Below are 18674 nucleotides of genomic sequence, written 5' to 3' on the forward strand. Positions count from 1 at the left end.
ACTTCAGAGGGAAAAAAAGAAGATGAAAAGACTGATGGTATCGTTGATGGCGGGGGCGATGTCGCTGGCCACAGCGCAGGCAGCACTTGCCGCCGACAAGGTCGCCTTGCAGCTCAAATGGGTGACGCAGTCGCAGTTCGCCGGCTATTACGTGGCCAAGGAGAAGGGCTTCTATACGGACGAAGGGCTCGACGTCGAGATCAAGCCGGGCGGCCCTGACATTGCGCCTGAGCAGGTGATTGCCGGCGGTGGCGCCGACGTCATCGTCGACTGGATGGGCGGCGCGCTTGCAGCCCGCGAAAAGGGCGTCGGCCTGGTCAATATCGCGCAGCCCTACAAGAAGGCCGGCATGGAGCTGGTTTGCCCGAAGGATGGTTCGGTGAAGACCGAAGCCGACTTCAAGGGCAAGACGCTGGGCGTCTGGTTCTTCGGCAACGAGTATCCGTTCTTCGCCTGGATGAACAAGCTTGGCCTGTCGACCGAAGGCGGCAAGGATGGCGTTACCGTGCTCAAGCAGAGCTTCGACGTGCAGCCGCTGATCCAGAAGCAGGCCGACTGCATCTCGGTCATGACCTACAACGAGTACTGGCAGTTGATCGACGCCGGCTTCAAGCCGGAAGAGCTGACGGTGTTCAACTACACCGCCATGGGCAACGACTTGCTCGAAGATGGTCTCTACGCGCTCGAAGACAAGCTCAAGGACCCGGCCTTCGAAGACAAGATGGTTCGCTTCGTGCGCGCCTCGATGAAGGGCTGGAAATATGCCGTCGACAATCCCGATGAGGCAGCCGGCATCGTCGTCGACAATGGCGGCCAGGACGAAAACCATCAGAAGCGCATGATGGGTGAAGTGGCCAAGCTGATCGACAATGCCGACGGCAAGCTGATCGAAGCGGCCTACAAGCGCACGGCCGAAGCGCTTCTGGCGCAGAAGATCATCACCAAGGAGCCTACCGGGGCCTGGACGTCAACGATCACCGACAAGGCGATCAAGTAAGCGTTGGCGACAGGCACTAAGCTGGAAGCTGCCCCTCACCCTTACCCTCTCCCCGTGAAGAACGGGGAGAGGGGGCGTCGACGTAGCCGCTTGTCCCTTCTCCCCGTTCTTCACGGGGAGAAGGTGCCGGCAGGCGGATGAGGGCGGTCCTACGCAATACGGAAAGGCGCTGCCCATCTGGCGGCATGGGGCGGGCAACCGCCCCTATTTGGCCAGCGTGTAGAAGGTGAGCGTGCGCGGTTCGCCCTTGGAATAGTTCATGCCTTCAATGCGCCCACGCTCCTTGAGCGCTGCCGCGCCGCCTGGAATGGCTGTGAGGAAGGCCTTGCTCTCGGCTTCGGCAATCACCGCAATGGCGCAGGCCGGATCGGCAACCAACGCGTCCGCCGCCCCCTTGCCGTCGGTGAGTTGGGTCTGCGTGCCGGCGAGAAAGACCAAGCTCGGCTCGCCATAGCCGGCGGACACCAACTGCGAGGTCGGGCAGGGCTTCAATTGTTCGAAGCGTTCGGCGATCTCGGGGCTGAGCCACAACGGCTTGAGCGGCGGCAAGATCTTCCAGGTGAGCAGGCCGAAAACCGCCGCGGCGGCGGCAGCGGCAAAGGCTACGCGCTTGACCGGATCCATGTCATCGGGCGCGCCAATGCCATATCTGGCTGATATCAGGACCAGCAACGCGGCGAGCATTCCCCACCAGGAGAAATAGCCAAGGAAATAGGGCGTGATGCCAAGCGCAATGGCGGCCAGGCCGATGCTGATGCCGAACATGCCGAAGGCGCAGGCACGGCGTATCCAGAACTGCCAGCGCGACAGCTCGATGCTGTCGGCCGACTTGTCGGTCAACACCCAGGCCATCAGCAGGATCATCGCCGGATAGGCCGGCAAGGCATAATGCGGCAGCTTGGTCGGGATCAACTCAATGGCGATCCAGTAGGGCAGGTACCAGGCGAGACAAAACAGCAGGCGCGGATCCTGGCGGAAGCGCTTGAGCGCCTTCAGCCCGCCTTCGAGCGCCACCAGCGCAAAGGGCCACATGAACAGCGAATAGGTGAGGAAATAATAGCCGGGCGGGAAGCCGTGCGATTCCTGGCCGGAACCGACCTTGCTCAAAAGGTCCTTGCCGACCGATTCCTGCCAAAAGGCGCTGCCGGTCTTGAGCGTGATCAGGATCAGCCATGGCGCTGCGACCAGCAGCGTCAGCAGGAGGCCGCTGAGGGGCTTCAGCTTACGCAGCCAGGAGCGGTCACGGTCGAAGATGGCAATAGCGGCGATCGTCAGCACGCTCATGAAAGGAATGACCGGGCCCTTGATCAGGATCGACAGACCCTGAGCCGCCCAGAACAGCCAGTGAGCGCGGCCCTGGGGCTTGCCGGCCTTGTGGCCAAGATAGATCGTGGCAAGCGCGCCTTGGGCGAGCAGGGCGGTAGCGAGCAGCGTCGCATCGGTCTTGGCAATGCGCGCCTCGACACCCAGCATCAGGATGCCCATCAGGCCGAGGCCGGCGATGAGGCCTGCGGTTCGGCCGAACATGCGGTCGCCGATGAAGGCGAGCGCCAGGACCGAGAAGGTGCCGGCGAGCACCGATATCAGCCGATAGACCCAGATGGGGGCTTCGCTGCCCTGGCCGCTCAACAGCACGGCTGTCGACTGCAGCCAGTAGATGCCGGCAGGCTTCTTGTAGCGTGGCACGTCCTGGAAGCGGATGTCGACATAGTCGCCGCTCTCGACCATCTGCTTGGTTGCCTGGACAAAGCGCGACTCGTCGCGATCGGTTGGCGGCAAGGTGGAAATGCCGGGCGCGAAGGCGAACAAAGCGAGCAGTGCCAAAAGCAGATATGTGAGCGGCGACAACGCCTTGGAGGGCGTTTCGGAGGTTTTGATTCCGGAAGTCGTCATGCGTGGTCAGTCCGTCTTGGACATGGCCAGACGCCGCTCATTGGCGATCAGCCAGAGATTGCGGATGTAGATGAACAGGCCGAGCCCCTGGCCGGCGATGAAGACCGGGTCCTGGCGCTGAATGGCGTAGATCAGCAGGAGCGTGCCGCCGCCGAGCGAGAAGAACCAGAAGGCAACCGGCACGACCGAACGCTTGGCGCGCTCGGAGGCGAGCCACTGGACGACGAAGCGCATGGTGAAGAGACCTTGCGCGACGAAGCCGAGCAGGATCCAGCCGTCGAACTGGGCGACGAATACGTCGTGCAGCCAGGTGCCGAGTTCCGAGATGAGGTTCATTGGCCAAGCTCCGTGACCGTTGGCACAACCTTGCGGCGGCGGCGCAGCCACCACACGCCTGACAGATCGAGGATGCCGCGCAGACCGCGATCCAGGATGCCATAGTTGGATTTGCCGTGGCGCCGCGAGCGGTCGACAACATCGACATGAACGACGCCGCGGCCTTCGCGCAGCGAAAGGGCAGGCAGATAGCGATGCCAGCCGTCGAAGAATGGCAGCTGGCGGAACAGGTCGGTATGCAGCGCCTTGAGGCCGCAGCCTGAGTCGCGGGTGCCGTCGCGCAGGATCATTTCGCGCAGGCCATTGGCGAAGCGCGAAGACAGCTGCTTCAGCTTGGTGTCGGTGCGCTTGAGGCGCTGGCCTGCAGCGATGCCGATCGCAGGGCCGGCGGCGATCAGCGCGTCGGCGAGCTTGGGCAGATAGGCCGGATCGTTCTGGCCGTCGCCGTCCATGGTCACGACGATCTCGCCCTTGGCAGCGAAAACGCCGGAGCGGACAGCCGCACTTTGGCCGGCCGAACGGTCGTGCCTGACGTGGCGCAGGCGACCAGCGGAGCGGGCGAGTTCGGCGAGCACGTCAGGCGTGCGGTCGGTCGAACCGTCGTCGACGACGATCACTTCGTAGTCGCGGCCGGCCATGGCGGCATGAACTTCGCCGACCAGTATGGGCAGGTTTTCTGCCTCGTTCTTGCACGGAATGACGATTGAAATCATCAGCTTGCCTGGGGAAATGTTACGTCAGGATGGTTGAATGCGCGGCCTCAATAGCATCAAAGACGCGCATTTGCCACGACCCTTGCGCTTTCCCCAGAGCAAGGGTCAGCGCTTGTCCCAGGGCAAGGGTTAGCGCTTGTCCCTGATGTCGCTCAGCGTGCGCGTCGGCGTGATCGCTTCCGGGTCGAGCTTGATCTCGATGATCGTCGGCTTGCCGCTGGCGCGCGCGCGTTCGAAAGCAGGCGCGAACTCGTCGGTTTCGCGCACCGTCTCGCCATGGCCGCCATAGGCGCGGGCGAGGGCTGCGAAATCCGGGTTCTTGAGGTCGGTCGCCTCGACGCGGCCGGGATATTCGCGCTCCTGGTGCATGCGGATGGTGCCGTAGATGCCGTTGTTGACGACGATCACGATGATCGGCAGGCCGTATTGCACGGCGGTGGCGAACTCCTGGCCGTTCATCAAGAAGCAGCCGTCGCCTGCGAAGGCAATGACCTCGCGTTCCGGGAACAGGCCCTTGGCAGCGACCGCGGCCGGCGTGCCATAGCCCATCGAGCCGGAGGTCGGTGCGCCTTGGGTGGCGAAGCGGCGGAAGCGGTGGAAGCGGTGCACCCAGGTGGCGTAGTTGCCGGCACCGTTGGTGAGGATCGCGTCTTCCGGCAGGACCTTTTCCAGCCAGTTCATGATCGGGCCCATCTGGACGGCACCGGGACCGGTGAGCGGCGGCGTCGACCATTCGAGATAGGCGGCGTGCAGCGCCTTGGTGGCCTCGGCCCAGGCTGGCTTGCCGGCGGGCTTGCGCTTGGCGAAGGCCTCGACAAAGGCCGAGGGCGAGGCATTGATGGCCAATGTCGGGCGGTAAACGCGGCCGAGCTCGTCGGCGTCGGCGTGGACATGGACCAGCGTCTGGTCGGGATAGGGGCTCTTGATCAGCGTGTAGTCGGAAGACGGCATTTCGCCGAAGCGGCCACCGACGAGCAGAACGAGGTCGGCCTCCTTGATCGCGTTGGCGAGCTTGGGGTTCGGGCCAATGCCGACGTCGCCGGCGTAGTTTTCGTGCAGGTGGTCGAACAGCATCTGGCGACGGAAGGAGACGCCAACGGGCAGCGCCCAGGCTTCCGAAATCTTCTTGATCCGCTCGACGGCCTCGGCATTCCATCGGGTGCCGCCTAAGATGACGAAGGGACGCTTGGCGCTGTTGAGCAGGGCCTCGAGCTTCGAAAGCTCTTCTTCGCCGGGACGGGTTTCAACCGGGGTGGCAGGCAGGGCGACCGGAGCGTCCACTAGGCTTGTCAGCATGTCCTCGGGCAGCGACACGACAACCGGGCCAGGGCGGCCAGACATGGCGACGGAGAAGGCGCGGGTGACCAGTTCGGGAATGCGGGATGCGTCATCGATCTCGACGACCCATTTGGCGATATCGCCGAAGAAGGCACGGTAGTCGACTTCCTGGAAGGCCTCGCGCTCCTTGGCGTGGCTCGCCACCTGGCCGATGAACAGGATCATCGGGATCGAGTCCTGCATGGCGATGTGAACGCCGGCAGAGGCGTTGGTGGCGCCTGGGCCGCGGGTGACGAAGCAGATGCCCGGCCTGCCGGTGAGGCGGCCATAGCAATCGGCCATCATCGCGGCACCACCTTCCTGGCGGCAAACGATGCTGCGGATCTTTGAATCATGCAGCGCATCAAGCACCGCGAGATAGGATTCGCCCGGCACGCAATACATGCGGTCGACGCCATTGGCCTCAAGCGCATCGACGATCAGTTTTCCGCCGGTCTTCATTTCGCATTTTTCTCCAGTTCGGCAAGGATTTCTGCGGTGTGTTCGCCCAGTCGCGGCGACGGGCGGTCATAGGCAAGCGGGGTCTCGGACATGACCATCGGCGCGCGGACCGACGGCAGCTTGTTGCCGTGGCCGTCGTCGAGATCCATGCGCATGCCGCGCGCGATCGCCTGCGGGTCGGCGAATGCCTGGCCGATGGTGTTGATCGGGCTTGCCGGCACGCCTGATGCTTCGAGCCTGGCGAGCAGCGTCTCGCGGTCGAAGGCTGCGAGTGCAGCGACGATCTTTTCGCGCAGCGCGACACGATTGGTGACGCGCGCCGAATTGGTGGCGAAGAGCGGGTCGGTGGCGATGGCTTCGAGCCCGACGATGGCGCAGAACTTCTGGAACTGGCCGTCATTGCCGACCGCCAGGATGAAATGCCCGTCGCTGACCGGCAAAACCTCGTAGGGCGAGATGTTGGGATGGGCGTTGCCCATCTGCACAGGCGAATTGCCAGAGACCAGATAATTCAGGTTCTGGTTGGCGAGCACCGACATCTGGGCGTCGAACAAGGCCATGTCGACATGCTGGCCCTGGCCAGTGGCTTCGGCGTGGCGAAGCGCTGCCTGGATGGCGATGACGGAATAGAGACCGGTGAAGATGTCGGTGACGGCGACGCCGACCTTCTGCGGCTCTCCGCCGGCAGGCCCGGTGATCGACATCAGGCCGGACATGCCCTGGACGATGAAGTCGTAGCCGGCGCGGGCCGCATAAGGCCCGTCCTGGCCGAAGCCGGTGATCGAGCAATAGACCAGCTTGGGATTGATCTTCTTGAGACTCTCATAGTCGAGGCCGTATTTCTTGAGCCCGCCGAGCTTGAAGTTTTCGATCAGAACGTCGGCGTCAGCAACAAGCTTGCGCACGATTTCCGCACCTTCTGATGTCGAGAAATCAATTGCGATGGAGCGTTTGCCGCGATTGCAGGAGTGGTAATAGGCGGCCGAGAGGTTTTCGCCGTCATGGCCGGTGACGAAGGGCGGACCCCATTTGCGCGTGTCGTCGCCGCCATCAGGGTTCTCCACCTTGATGACATCGGCGCCGAGATCGGCCAGCAATTGTCCGGCCCAGGGGCCGGCGAGGATGCGGGCGAGTTCGATGACGCGGACGCCGTGAAGGGGCGGATTGCTCATGAGGCACCAGAATTCATTTCAAGTGGGCCACGCTCTATCAGGAGTCCGGATATCCCGCCACCACGTTGCGATGGGCCAGTTACCTCTGTCAGCGGGGAATTGTGCGGTCCAGCCAGTCGGCGAAATCGGCCATGATCGGCTCGCGGTTGATCTCGTTCAGGCTTTCGTGGCGGGTTTCTTCGTAAACCTTTGAAACGAGATTCGAAAAACCCATCCGGCGCATGCGCAAAGCAAGCGCTTCGACCGCCTTGCCGCCATCGGTGGCCGGATCGCGCTCGCCGCCCACCAGATTGAACGGCAGGTCCTTGCGCACGGCAGCGAAGTTGCGGTCGTCGGCACCAGCGAAGACAAGGTCGAAGATGTCGATCCACATCGATACCGAAGCGTCCCAGCCGCAGAGCGGGTCGGCGACATAGAGGTCTACCTCTGCCGGGTCGCGCGACAGCCAGTCGAACGCCGTGCGGGCGTTGGGAATTTTCTTTGCCCAGTCAGCAAAGGTCAGTTTCGGCAGCATGCGCGACGGTACATCTGAACCCAAACGGAAACGCTCGAAGGCAAGGATCGCCTGGGCAAGCCGACCGAGCATGCCGGCCGAGAAATTGGCGTTCCAGATGGCTGCGGCGGCAATGCGCTCGGAGTGGCGGAGCGTGAAGTTGAGCGCGATCAGCCCGCCCATCGAATGGCCGAAGATGACGACGGGCAGGCCGGGATGCTGTTCGGCGATGCGGTCGTGCACCGCCCCGACATCGGCAAGTATGTGCTCGACGCCATCCTTTTGGGCGAACCGCCCGAGCGGAGCGCCAGGTGCTGACGTCGCGCCATGGCCACGATGATCATGTGCATAGACGTGATAGCCACGCGCGGCGAGAAAGTCGGCGAAGCGGCTGTAGCGCGCGGCATGCTCGGCAAGCCCGTGATTGATCTGCACCACGGCGCGGGCAGGGGCGACGGCATCCCTGACGTGAAGATTGAGTATTGCTCCGGTCGGAGACGCGAGCTTGCTGCAGATATCAAATGGCATCGTGTCCCCTCGAAGGGCGACTGTTGAGTGAGGACGGAGCATGCGTCAAGGGCGGTCAGGCTCAGCCCACAAGCGCAAGATGTCAGGAGATGGCAAGGCCGGTCTTGTTCGCAGGATGACAGTCCATATATTCCGCTAACCCCTGCGCCGGAATTTCAGTTCCCGACGCCTTCTCTTCGAATTTTCCTCATTTTCCCGCACGGTCGTCATGCAACCGATTATTTCCGTTTCAAATCTTTCCAAGACTTATGCGTCGGGCTTTTCGGCGCTTAAGAACATCAACCTCGATATTCGCCGCGGCGAGATCTTCGCGCTGCTCGGCCCGAACGGGGCGGGCAAGACGACGCTGATCAGCATCATCTGCGGTATCGTCAACCCATCCGAAGGCAAAGTGCTGGCTGACGGGCACGACATCGTCACCGACTTCCGCGCGGCGCGCTCGCGCATCGGTCTGGTGCCGCAGGAACTGACGACCGACGCCTTTGAGACGGTCTGGGCGACGGTCAGCTTCAGCCGTGGCCTGTTTGGCAAGCCGGCGAACCCCGCCCACATCGAAAAGATCCTCAAAGACCTGTCGCTGTGGGACAAGAAGGACAACAAGATCATCACTTTGTCGGGCGGCATGAAGCGCCGCGTCATGATCGCCAAGGCGTTGTCGCACGAACCGCAGATCCTGTTCCTCGACGAGCCGACAGCCGGTGTCGATGTCGAGCTCAGGCGCGACATGTGGGAGGTTGTGCGCCTGCTGCGCGAAACCGGCGTCACCATCATCCTGACCACGCACTACATCGAAGAAGCCGAGCAGATGGCCGACCGGGTCGGCGTCATCAGCCATGGCGAGATCATCCTGGTCGAGGAAAAGGCCGAGCTGATGCGCAAGCTGGGCCGCAAGCAGCTGACGCTCCAGCTGCAGCACCCGTTGGAACATCTGCCGCCCGAGCTGGGGGGGCATGGGCTCGACCTGTCCGAGGACGGGCATGAGCTCGTCTACACCTACGACACCCAAGGCGAGCGGACGGGCATCACCGCCCTGCTCAAGGATCTCAACGACGCCGGAATCCGCTTCAGGGACCTGCAGACCAAGCAGAGTTCGCTCGAAGAGATTTTCGTCAATCTGGTGAGTGAACGGCGATGAATTTCTACGCGATCCGCGCAATCTATCTGTTTGAAATGGCGCGTACCTGGCGCACGCTGCTGCAAAGCATCGTTTCGCCCGTCATCTCGACTTCGCTTTATTTCGTCGTCTTCGGCGCTGCCATTGGTTCGCGCATCAGCGAGATCAATGGCATCAGCTACGGCGCCTTCATCGTGCCCGGGCTGATCATGCTGTCTCTGCTCACCCAGAGCATATCCAACGCGTCCTTCGGCATCTATTTCCCGAAATTCGTCGGCACGATCTATGAGCTTTTGTCGGCGCCGGTTTCGTATCTGGAGATCGTCATATCCTATGTCGGGGCGGCGGCGTCGAAGTCGATCATCCTCGGCCTGATCATCCTCGCCACGGCTGCCTTGTTCGTGCCGCTGGAGATCCAGCACCCTGGATGGATGCTGTTGTTCCTCGTGCTGACGGCCGTCACCTTCAGCCTGTTCGGCTTCATCATCGGCATCTGGGCCGGCAGTTTCGAGCAGCTGCAGCTGGTGCCGCTTTTGATCGTCACTCCGCTGACCTTCCTGGGCGGCAGCTTCTATTCCATCGACATGCTGCCGCCGTTCTGGCGCACAGTGTCGCTGTTCAACCCGGTGGTCTACCTGGTCAGCGGCTTCCGTTGGAGCTTCTTTGGCATATCGGACGTCAATGTCGGCATCAGCCTCGGCATGACGCTGGTGTTCCTCGCAGCCTGCCTGATTGCCGTCTGGTGGATCTTCAGGACCGGCTGGCGCATCAAAGCGTAGCGGCGGCTGCACGCCCAACTTGTCGATGCAGCCGCCGGAACGCCTAGCCGGCACTAAACGCCGGCATCGTTCGAGATACTGGAAAGGCCACGACGCCAGTAGAGCAGCGGTGCATGGTCTTCCGTCTCGGCGTGTTCGATGATTGCCGTGACCAGCGTGTGATCCCCAAGTTGCAACTGGTCGCGGACGCTGGCCGCCATCCATACCAGCGTCTCATCGATGCGGGGAAGCCCGTGTTCCTCGCACCACCGAGTGTCGCCGAACCGGTCTATCCCTGGCGTGGCGAAGCGGCGCGCAATGTCGTGCTGGTGGGTGGCGAGAACGTTGACACCGATAGGGGTTCCGACCTCCAGCCGCCGCAGAAGGTTGGAGGTCTGTTTCATCGCGAACATCAGCATCGGTGGGCCAAGGGACAGCGCGCTTAGTGTACCAACTGTTGCGCCGTAGCGTTCCGATCCGCTGCCTGTCGTAATGACTGCAACGGATGTCGGTATCTGTGCGAAGGCCGATTTGAGGGTGTCTGGCGACAGCAAGCCAGGCTCCACGATGCTTACCAATTTGCGACAAGCGGCGAGGGCCCCTCCAGCGACGGGAAGTGCGGCAATACCTCTTCGGCAAGTTCCTGGATGATCTCTGCAGCCGGGCGGCCGGCAAACTGCATCCCAAGGGCTGCGTGGTTGACGCCGGCCTCGCGCCATTCGCCCAGCAGGTCGATGAGCCCCTTGCGGCCGGTCTTCAATACGAACCCGCCACGCATCGGGGTGCGGGGGAAGTCGGGGTCATCGGAAAGATCGAGCCATTCGTTGGTCATATGGGGCCGAAAACCACCGTCCGGAATCTGGTCGCGCCAGGCCCGAATGTTCTGCGCCAGCCGCCTTGGGCCTTCCGGTATGTGTGTGGGCTGCGGGTAAGTCAGCCAGCCGTCGGCGTGTTCGGCAACCCATGCCGGTGTCTGTCGACTGGATCCGGTGACGATCAGCGGGATGCGACCCACAGACGGCTTGGGCAGGAAATCGATGCCCGTCATCGTGCCGAGCGTGGAATTGATGGATGGGCGGCCGGGTGCAATGAGTTGCCGGAAATAGCTAACCGCCTCGGCAAATCGCTTGGCTCGATCGTTCATGTCCAGGCCATAGGCCGGAAACTCGGCCGGTCGGTCGCCTGACGCTATTCCCAGCACAAGACGCCCACCGGAGAGGCGGTCGATCGTGGTCGCGGCCTTGGCGAGATCTATGGGATGGCGGAGCGAAAATATGGCGCTTCCGGTAGCCAACGCGACTTTTTGCGTCCGCGCCGCCAGATAGGAAAGATAGGTGAAGGGGTCAAAAAGCTGGCCGGCATCGCCAAAACCCGGATCAAACAGCGGCACGTCACGAACCCAGATGCTTGCGAAGCGGCGGCGGTCGATTTGCTCGACCAGTTCGGCCTGACCTTCCAGTACAGACATGTCGCCCTGATAGAAGCGCAAAGGCAGAAAGATGCCGACGGTCAGCTGGTTCGGAGCGAACATGCGCCGATAGCCGGGGTGACCGGCGAAGGCTTCATAGGATGCGCCGGAGGTGGTGATCGAACCATCTGTTCGTGAGACGGCAATGTTCATTGGCGAAAATTTCCTTGTCGTGGGTCTGCCTGCGACCGGGCGGAAGACCCGGCAGGGTGGGCCGCGCCTTGAAGCGCTAACTTGGCCGCACGCTACGAAATCGGGACATGTGAGGGAAACGATGAGTTCTCACTCTATAGGATAGGCTAGCTAAACTCTTGATGCGACGATTGCAGGCGCGTCGCTCTGATTGGCCGTCACAATTACTGGAAGAGCAGCGAAAAGAATGATAGTCGACCACGGAAACCATTCTTCGTAGAAGTTAGCTAGCTTCAATTCTAAGTTGGGCGTTCCCATGGGTCGAGTTCTTCCTTTGCTGGCGCTGCGGGCCTTTGCCGAAACCGGTCGCCACGGCAGTATCAAGCGCGCCGCTGAAGCGATGGGGGTGACTTCAGGTGCCGTCAGCCAACAATTGCGATTGCTTGAGGAGCGCACTGGCGCGCCGCTGTTTTCACGAACACGATACGGCGTAGCCCTCACACAGGCCGGCGCAAGCGTCCATCCGGCGGTCCTGCGCGCCTTCGACCAGATCGAAAATGGCCTAGACCTGCTCGAGGCCAGAAATGCGGCCCAGTCCGTCACCGTCTGTACCGTGCCGTCTTTCGCGGCATCCTGGCTCGTTCCGCGTCTCGGCCGGTTCACCTCCCGGCATCCTGAGATCGAGGTTCGGGTCGAGGCATCATCCGTGCTGGTGGATCTGCGCAAGGGAAGGGTGGATGTCGCCATCCGCCACGGCCTTGGAGATTATCCGGGCCTCGATGCCATCCACCTGATGGCGCCCGAACTGATACCGGTGGCGAGCCCGGCGCTGCTTGCCGGCGGACCGCGTATCAAGGAACCCGGCGATTGTCTTGCCTATCCCCTTCTGCAGGATTCAGACAGGGCTGACTGGCGGCTCTGGCTCAAGGCAATGGGGATCGAAGGCGACGCGCGTATCGAGCGCGGGCCTTCATTCGACGATGATTTTCTGCTCATTCGCGCCGCCGAAGCAGGGCAAGGCATGGCGCTCATTCGCGACATCTATGCGAGGGAAGAGATCGCCTCTGGCCGCCTCGCTGTCGCCATCGAACGGCCATGGCCGACCGCTTTCGCCTATTATGCCGTCACCTTGCCGCATGTCGCCGAGCGGCCCGCAATCGCGCGCTTCGTTGCCTGGCTCATGGAAGAGGCGCAAACAGGCTGAGCTACTCCGCCCATTCCTTGTCGGCGGTGAAGGCGATCGTCAGCCAGCGGTCGGGACCTTCATCGCCAAGGGCGTCGCCGATCTCGTCGCGCAGCCGGTCCCATTCCTCGATGGATTTCGCGGGCAGGCCTGGCGGCACGATGAAATAGAGCTCGACCTGCATCAAGCGGCCGACTTTTGCGACATAAGCGCGATAAGAAACAAAGCCGTGTTTCGCGACGGTTGCGCGGGCGACCTCGTCGACATGTGCCTTCAGCGTTTCCGGTGTGATCAGCAAAATGTCCGAAAAAGCCTGGCGGACGGTGCGTATGGGCATGGGGATGATGATCAGGCAGACCAGCGCCAGCACTGCGGGATCGACATAGGGCGCTATCCAGGCAAGCTCTGTGCCTTCGACCAAGCTGCCGCCGACGAAGGCAACCAGCAATGCTGCGGTGATGCCTCCCGACATCAGCCAGGCGGTGACGTCGAGGGTAACGAAATCGGACTGGATCGTCTTGTTCGCGCGGCTGCCGATGAATGCCATGGTCAGGCAGGCGGCGAGGGTCACAGCCGCATAGACGATGGCGTAGTCGAATTCGAGCTGGTGACCGCCCGCCAGCAGGTTGGCGATGGCATTGATCAGCGCGTAGACCGAAACGCTCATCAAGACGATGCCGTTCAACCCAAGGACGATGGGCTCCAGATGCCAGAAGCCGACCGAAAAACGCTTGTGGAGCCGACGGTTGTGGGTGGCATTGCTGGTGATGAGGCGCGCGACGATCAGCGCCAGGATCGTCATTGTCGCATCGGCAAGCGAGTAGGCGCCGTCGAAGGCGATCGAGAACGAACCGCTCAAAATGCCGAAGATGATGCCAAAAAGCGCGACAATGAACGTCACGGCGATGGAGTTTCGAAGGACGTTGGTTTCGTTGAACATGCCTCAGCTATGAAATAGCCGGGTGCGGATGTCCACCGCCTGGGCGCAAGATGGAAGCATGGCAGCATCGTCGGCTAGCGTTCGGGAGGCATTTGCCGGATTGTGCCCTGGCCAAGCTTTAAGATGCGGCTAAAGGGTAACTATGGGTAGCTCTTTTGGCTGTTTCCGGCGTTCTAGTGGTCCAACGTGAGGTGTGTTACTGCTTTCGAACCAACCAGGGGCTGCAATTGATGGACCTCCGGCCACCGTCGGGGGAGAGGGTCCCTTAAGGAGGCTACATGGACGTCACACGCCGCGCCGTGTCGATCGGCGGTCTTAGTCTGCTTGCCGCAAGCTCATTTTCGCCTGCCAACGCTCTTGATAGTCCAATCGTCGATCCTTTTGACGGATCGAGCGACTTCTGGCTCGCAGTCGAAGCCTACATCTACGGCTACCCACTTGTGACCATGGAGATGACGCGTCGCGTGGTCACCAACGTGTCCAAGGCGGAGGGTACCAAGGCCCCGATGGGCCACATCATCAAGTTGCGTGAATATCCAGACGCTTCATTCACCGACGTTACCGCACCCAACGCGGATACTCTTTACACGACGGCTTTTGTCGACGTCGGCGAGGAGCCGTGGGTCTTTTCTTTCCCCGACATGAAAGACCGCTACTTCCTGTTCCCGATGCTCGATGGATGGACAACGGTCTTTCAGGTGCCCGGCAAGCGAACGACCGGGGACGGAGCCCAAGCCTACGCCATTACCGGCCCCGGCTGGGAGGGGAAGCTGCCGGAAGGCGTCACCGAATACAAGTCGCCGACTAGCATGGTATGGATACTCGGACGCATCTATTGCACCGGCACCCCGGAAGACTACAAGGCGGTTCACGCGTTGCAGGATCAATGCAAGCTCGTGCCGCTGAGCAGCTACGGCAAAGACTGGACACCGCCGCCCGGCAAGGTCGACCCCAATATAGACATGAAGACCGCTGTCCGCGATCAGGTCAATCGAATGGACGCGGTCGAGTACTTCACGCTGCTAAGCGAATTGCTGAAGACAAATCCGCCAACGCCTGCCGACGCGGCGATGGTCGAGAAAATGGCGCAGATCGGCATTGTCCCCGGGAAGGGTTTTGACAAGAGCAGGCTTGACGCTCACTTCATCAAGCGGATTCCCGAAATTGGGTTCGGGCGCATCATGCTGCACTTCAAGTTCAGCGATGGCGATATCCGAGATATCAACGGCTGGGGTTATACGACCAAAACCGGCATCTACGGCACCGAGTATGTACAGCGTGCGCTCATCACGGCGATAGGGCTTGGAGCCAACCGCCCCCAAGACGCGATTTATCCGACTTCGTTGAAATCGAGCGACGGACTGTTCTCGCGCTCCTATGACGGGTCGAACAACTACGTCTTGACTTTTGCCAAGGGCCAGCTCCCGCCAGTCCGCGGCTTCTGGTCGATTACGATGTACAATGAAAAATACTTCTTCGTCGACAATCCAATCAATCGATACTCGATCAGCGCCAGGCAAGATCTGAAGACCAACCCGGACGGCTCGACCGATATCTACATCCAACACAAGACGCCTGGCGCCGACAAGGAATCAAACTGGCTCCCGGCACCTGAGGGCAAGTTCATCCTGATGATGCGGCTCTACTGGCCGGATGACAGTCCCCCATCGATCCTGGACGGGTCATGGGTCATTCCGCCAGTGAAGAAAGTCTAGGCTAAACGGTGCACTGAGTATCGGGAGGCGGCGCGATCCGCCATCTCCCGATGACTTACACCACATGGTGCGAAGCCAAAGCCGGCTGTCAAACCTGCGCAGACAATCTACAGCAGACGACGACCGGGGAGAGGAGCGTGCCTGTCAGGCGCTCTTGCCGTTGGAGGCAAGGCGGATGCTTTCGCGTCCGCCGCTTGGCACCACTACGATCTGCCTGACCTTGCCCTGTTTGAAGGCGGTGAGGAAGCGCTGGTAGTCCTTGAAGGCGACGCAGCCATGCGACTCCGCCTGCCTGCCACGCAGCAGGTAGCTGTGAGTGAGGAAGCCATCGCGGCCGTATTTGTTCTTGCCGTCAACCGGCAGCATGCGGATTGCCTCGACGCCGTGGAATCGGCTTTCGCGCATCTTGAGGTTATAGGTGTGCGGCGGGGTCGGCCCGTTCATCTTGACGTTCACGTAGCGCGGATCGTCGGCCATGTTGCCGACGCCGGAATGGGCCTCGAGTACGCTGCCATCGGGCATGTAGACCTTGGCCGCGCTGATGTCGTAGACGGCGACGCCATTCCCCGCCCTTGATCCGCCGCCGCCAAACAGGTTGCGCAGCGACTGGCCGAGGCTGCCGCTGGCTTTCGGTTCCGGGACATTCGGCCTGGCATAAGCCAGCGTCTGCTTTGGTGCCTCGCGCTGGTCGGCCTTCTTGGGTTCATCGGCAGCCGGTGCTGCTGGCTCTTCGACCTGCTGGGTATCGGTTTTCGCTGTTTCCGCTCCACGCGGACGCAGCTGCGGCATCGGGCCATCCGAAGGCGTGTCCGCATAGTCCGGCAAGGCGGCGTCGTTCGTATCGGGGTTTTGCTCCTGCGACGCGAGGTCTTCCTCCGGCGGTGTCGCCAGCAAGGTTGACAGCGCGGTGTCGGCGGCTCCGCTCGGGGAGGGGTCTGCATAGGCAAGCACGGTGGGGTGCTGATCGGTTTCGGCAAACCGTTCTGACGTAGGTATTTCGGCCGTTGCGGTGGCAAGCTGCGGCTGGGCGGAACTGGAGTGGCTAAACAGGCTGGCGAGTTTCGGTGACGTCAGGCTGGCTTTTTTAACGACGGCGTCGAAGCGCGCAGATTTGCCGCTCGCGCCGGCGGCAGCGCCTATGACGTGGCGGGCGGACTTGCCTGTGGTGGCCGCCAAGCTAGCCGTTACAACGGGCTTCGCCGTAGCCGTGGTCAGCCTCGGCGCCTTGCTGGTGCTGACAAAGGCAATAGGCGCTCGCGCCTGCTTCTTGTCGGCCAAGGCAAGCTGCGGGCTGGGCAAAAAGGTGGTTGAAGCGAAGGCGCGGGAATTGCTGGTCGCGACCATGCCGGCCATCGACCATACGCCCACGCCGGCAAGGGCCGTGCCGAAAGAGGCAATCAGCAGTGGGCGCAACAAGCGGCGCAAGGACTGCGCGCGAACGTTCTTACTCATAAAACGCGTAGCAAGCCAGTTACCCCGCAACGGTGCTCAGGTCGGTGAGCGACCGCAGCTGCGTGATGTCCGGATTGTCCCCATCTCGATCAACATAGCCAAAGGATGGACAAATATGGTTAAATTTTGCTTTGCAGTGGCGTCGGGTAATTCGGGGCGTCAGATGTGATGTCCAGATTGGGGCGCATGCGGTTCTTTGGCTCGCATCCGCCCGCGCGCCGCGACCGGTTCCCAAAAGCATTTGCCGTTTGGGGCGGGATCGCCTACATAGCGCCCAACTCCTATCACTTGAGAAGCAGGATACGCGCGCGTGGCACGCCAGTTCATCTATCACATGTCGGGACTGACCAAGTCCTACGGCACCAAGAAGGTGCTGGATAATCTCAACCTGTCGTTCTACCCCGACGCCAAGATCGGCATCCTGGGCCCGAACGGCGCCGGCAAGTCGACCGTGCTCAAGATCATGGCCGGCCTCGACAAGGAATGGTCGGGCGAGGCCTGGCTGGCCGAGGGCGCGACCGTCGGTTACCTCGCGCAGGAGCCGCATCTCGACCCGAACAAGACCGTGTTCGAAAACGTCATGGACGGCGTTTCCAAGAAGACCGCCATCATCGAGCGCTACAACGAGTTGATGATGAACTACTCGGACGAGACCGCCGACGAGGGCGCCAAGCTGCAGGATGAGATGGATCGTCTCAACCTGTGGGACCTGGAACAGCAGGTCGAAATGGCGATGGACGCGCTGCAGTGCCCGCCCGCCGACTCCGAAGTGACCCAGCTGTCGGGTGGCGAACGCCGCCGCATCGCGCTGTGCCGCCTGCTGCTCGAACAGCCTGACCTTCTGCTGCTCGACGAACCGACCAACCATCTGGACGCCGAGACCACGGCGTGGCTGGAAAAGCACCTGCGCGACTATCCCGGCTCGGTGCTGATCATCACCCACGATCGCTACTTCCTCGACAACGTCACCGGCTGGATCCTCGAACTCGATCGCGGCCGTGGCATTCCCTACGAGGGCAACTACACCAAGTATCTCGACGCCAAGGCCAAGCGCCTGATCCAGGAAGGCCGCGAAGACGATTCGCGCCAGAAGGCGATCTGGCGAGAACGCGAGTGGATCGCGTCTTCGCCGAAGGCTCGCCAGACCAAGTCCAAGGCGCGTATCAAGGCCTATGAGGAACTGGTGGAGAAGGCGGATCAGCGCCGTCCTACCGACACGCAGATCGTCATCCCGGCCGGCGAACGCCTCGGCAACGTGGTGATCGAGGTTGATAGCGTAAACAAGGGCTACGGCGACGAGCTTTTGATCGAGAACCTGAACTTCAAGCTGCCGCCCGGCGGCATCGTCGGCGTCATCGGCCCCAACGGCGCGGGCAAGACCACGCTATTCAGGATGATCACCGGCCAGGAAACGCCCGATAGCGGCACCATCCGCGTCGGCGAGACGGTCAAGCTCGGTTATGTCGACCAAAGCCGCGATGCGCTTGATCCGACCAAGACGGTCTGGGAAGAGATTTCCGGCGGCGCTGAAGTCATCAAGCTTGGCAAGCACGAAGTGAACAGCCGCGCCTATTGCTCGTCGTTCAACTTCCGTGGCGGCGACCAGCAGCAGAAGGTCGGCAATTTGTCGGGTGGTCAGCGCAACCGCGTCCACCTCGCCAAGATGCTGAAGAACGGCGGCAACGTTCTGCTGCTCGACGAACCGACCAACGATCTCGACACCGAAACGCTGGGCGCGCTCGAAGACGCACTCGAAGCCTATGCCGGCTGCGCCGTCATCATCTCGCACGATCGTATGTTCCTCGACCGCATGGCCACCCACATGCTCGCCTATGAAGGCGACGCGCATGTCGAGTGGTTCGAAGGCAACTTCGAAGAGTATGAGAAGGACAAGATCCGTCGCCTTGGCGCCGATGCGGCCAATCCGCACCGGATGAGCCACAAGCGCCTGACGCGCTAAAATCTTTGAAACGCCCCGCCCAAAGCGGGGCGTTTTGCTAT

Annotated in this window: 17 protein-coding genes; 7 read left to right on the top strand and 10 right to left on the bottom strand. The window is 61.7% G+C overall.

Annotation, left to right across the window (positions count from 1 at the left end; translation table 11 throughout):
* The first annotated feature begins 22 nt into the window (after positions 1-22).
* On the top strand, positions 23-997 hold the full coding sequence (locus AC1DLV_RS07415; RefSeq protein WP_476798924.1) for an ABC transporter substrate-binding protein: 975 nt from the start codon (positions 23-25) through the stop codon (positions 995-997).
* Positions 998-1201: 204 nt separating this feature from the next.
* Here the strand turns inward: AC1DLV_RS07415 and AC1DLV_RS07420 are convergent, their stop codons facing one another.
* From AC1DLV_RS07420 to AC1DLV_RS07445, 6 genes are all read right to left on the bottom strand, one after another.
* Positions 1202-2890, bottom strand: coding sequence for an ArnT family glycosyltransferase (locus AC1DLV_RS07420; protein WP_476798925.1), 1689 nt, complete (start codon positions 2888-2890; stop codon positions 1202-1204).
* A 6-nt stretch (positions 2891-2896) separates the two neighbouring features.
* Positions 2897-3226: a lipid-A-disaccharide synthase N-terminal domain-containing protein gene (locus AC1DLV_RS07425; RefSeq protein WP_476798926.1), complete on the bottom strand. Its 330-nt coding sequence runs from the start codon at positions 3224-3226 to the stop codon at positions 2897-2899.
* Positions 3223-3939 (bottom strand): glycosyltransferase family 2 protein, encoded by a 717-nt coding sequence (locus tag AC1DLV_RS07430; RefSeq protein WP_476798927.1) that lies wholly within the window; start codon positions 3937-3939, stop codon positions 3223-3225. The genes AC1DLV_RS07425 and AC1DLV_RS07430 overlap by 4 nt, the downstream gene beginning before the upstream one ends.
* 129 nt (positions 3940-4068) lie before the next feature.
* Positions 4069-5718, bottom strand: a complete 1650-nt coding sequence (locus AC1DLV_RS07435) for a thiamine pyrophosphate-binding protein (RefSeq protein ID WP_476798928.1) — start codon at positions 5716-5718, stop codon at positions 4069-4071.
* Positions 5715-6890, bottom strand: a complete 1176-nt coding sequence (locus AC1DLV_RS07440; protein WP_476798929.1) for a CaiB/BaiF CoA transferase family protein — start codon at positions 6888-6890, stop codon at positions 5715-5717. Before AC1DLV_RS07440 ends, AC1DLV_RS07435 begins: the two co-directional genes overlap by 4 nt.
* Positions 6891-6978: 88 nt before the next feature.
* Positions 6979-7911, bottom strand: coding sequence for an alpha/beta fold hydrolase (locus tag AC1DLV_RS07445; RefSeq protein WP_476798930.1), 933 nt, complete (start codon positions 7909-7911; stop codon positions 6979-6981).
* A 208-nt stretch (positions 7912-8119) separates the two neighbouring features.
* On the opposite strand from AC1DLV_RS07445, the gene AC1DLV_RS07450 reads away from it, so the two are divergent.
* Positions 8120-9046: an ABC transporter ATP-binding protein gene (locus AC1DLV_RS07450; protein ID WP_476798931.1), complete on the top strand. Its 927-nt coding sequence runs from the start codon at positions 8120-8122 to the stop codon at positions 9044-9046.
* A complete protein-coding gene (locus AC1DLV_RS07455; RefSeq protein ID WP_476798932.1) occupies positions 9043-9804 on the top strand; it encodes an ABC transporter permease in 762 nt (253 codons plus the stop codon). The genes AC1DLV_RS07450 and AC1DLV_RS07455 overlap by 4 nt, the downstream gene beginning before the upstream one ends.
* 53 nt (positions 9805-9857) lie before the next feature.
* Here the strand turns inward: AC1DLV_RS07455 and AC1DLV_RS07460 are convergent, their stop codons facing one another.
* Together AC1DLV_RS07460 and AC1DLV_RS07465 are read right to left on the bottom strand one after the other, a co-directional pair.
* Positions 9858-10337, bottom strand: coding sequence for a flavin reductase family protein (locus tag AC1DLV_RS07460; RefSeq protein ID WP_476798933.1), 480 nt, complete (start codon positions 10335-10337; stop codon positions 9858-9860).
* 17 nt (positions 10338-10354) lie between these two features.
* A complete protein-coding gene (locus AC1DLV_RS07465) occupies positions 10355-11404 on the bottom strand; it encodes an LLM class oxidoreductase (protein ID WP_476798934.1) in 1050 nt (349 codons plus the stop codon).
* A 295-nt stretch (positions 11405-11699) separates the two neighbouring features.
* Here AC1DLV_RS07465 and AC1DLV_RS07470 point away from each other — a divergent pair, with 295 nt between their 5' ends.
* Positions 11700-12587 carry a LysR substrate-binding domain-containing protein gene (locus tag AC1DLV_RS07470; protein ID WP_476798935.1) on the top strand — a complete coding sequence of 296 codons (888 nt, stop codon included), beginning with the start codon at positions 11700-11702 and terminating at the stop codon, positions 12585-12587.
* A gap of 1 nt (position 12588) precedes the next feature.
* Here AC1DLV_RS07470 and AC1DLV_RS07475 read toward each other — a convergent pair whose 3' ends face one another.
* Entirely contained in the window at positions 12589-13506 is a 918-nt protein-coding gene (locus AC1DLV_RS07475) for a cation diffusion facilitator family transporter (RefSeq protein WP_476798936.1), read from the bottom strand.
* Between the two features lie 278 nt (positions 13507-13784).
* Between AC1DLV_RS07475 and AC1DLV_RS07480 the strand changes: the two genes are divergently transcribed.
* Positions 13785-15221, top strand: coding sequence for a DUF1254 domain-containing protein (locus tag AC1DLV_RS07480; RefSeq protein WP_476798937.1), 1437 nt, complete (start codon positions 13785-13787; stop codon positions 15219-15221).
* 144 nt (positions 15222-15365) lie between these two features.
* On the opposite strand, the gene AC1DLV_RS07485 is transcribed toward AC1DLV_RS07480, so the two are convergent.
* On the bottom strand, positions 15366-16397 hold the full coding sequence (locus tag AC1DLV_RS07485) for a DUF2778 domain-containing protein (protein WP_476798938.1): 1032 nt from the start codon (positions 16395-16397) through the stop codon (positions 15366-15368).
* On the opposite strand from AC1DLV_RS07485, the gene AC1DLV_RS07490 reads away from it, so the two are divergent.
* On the top strand, positions 16387-16842 hold the full coding sequence (locus tag AC1DLV_RS07490; protein ID WP_476798939.1) for a hypothetical protein: 456 nt from the start codon (positions 16387-16389) through the stop codon (positions 16840-16842). The genes AC1DLV_RS07485 and AC1DLV_RS07490 overlap by 11 nt on opposite strands.
* A 141-nt stretch (positions 16843-16983) precedes the next feature.
* On the top strand, positions 16984-18633 hold the full coding sequence (gene ettA, locus AC1DLV_RS07495) for an energy-dependent translational throttle protein EttA (protein ID WP_476798940.1): 1650 nt from the start codon (positions 16984-16986) through the stop codon (positions 18631-18633).
* Positions 18634-18674: the final 41 nt, after the last annotated feature.

Source organism: Aminobacter sp. 01T433 (assembly GCF_056398585.1).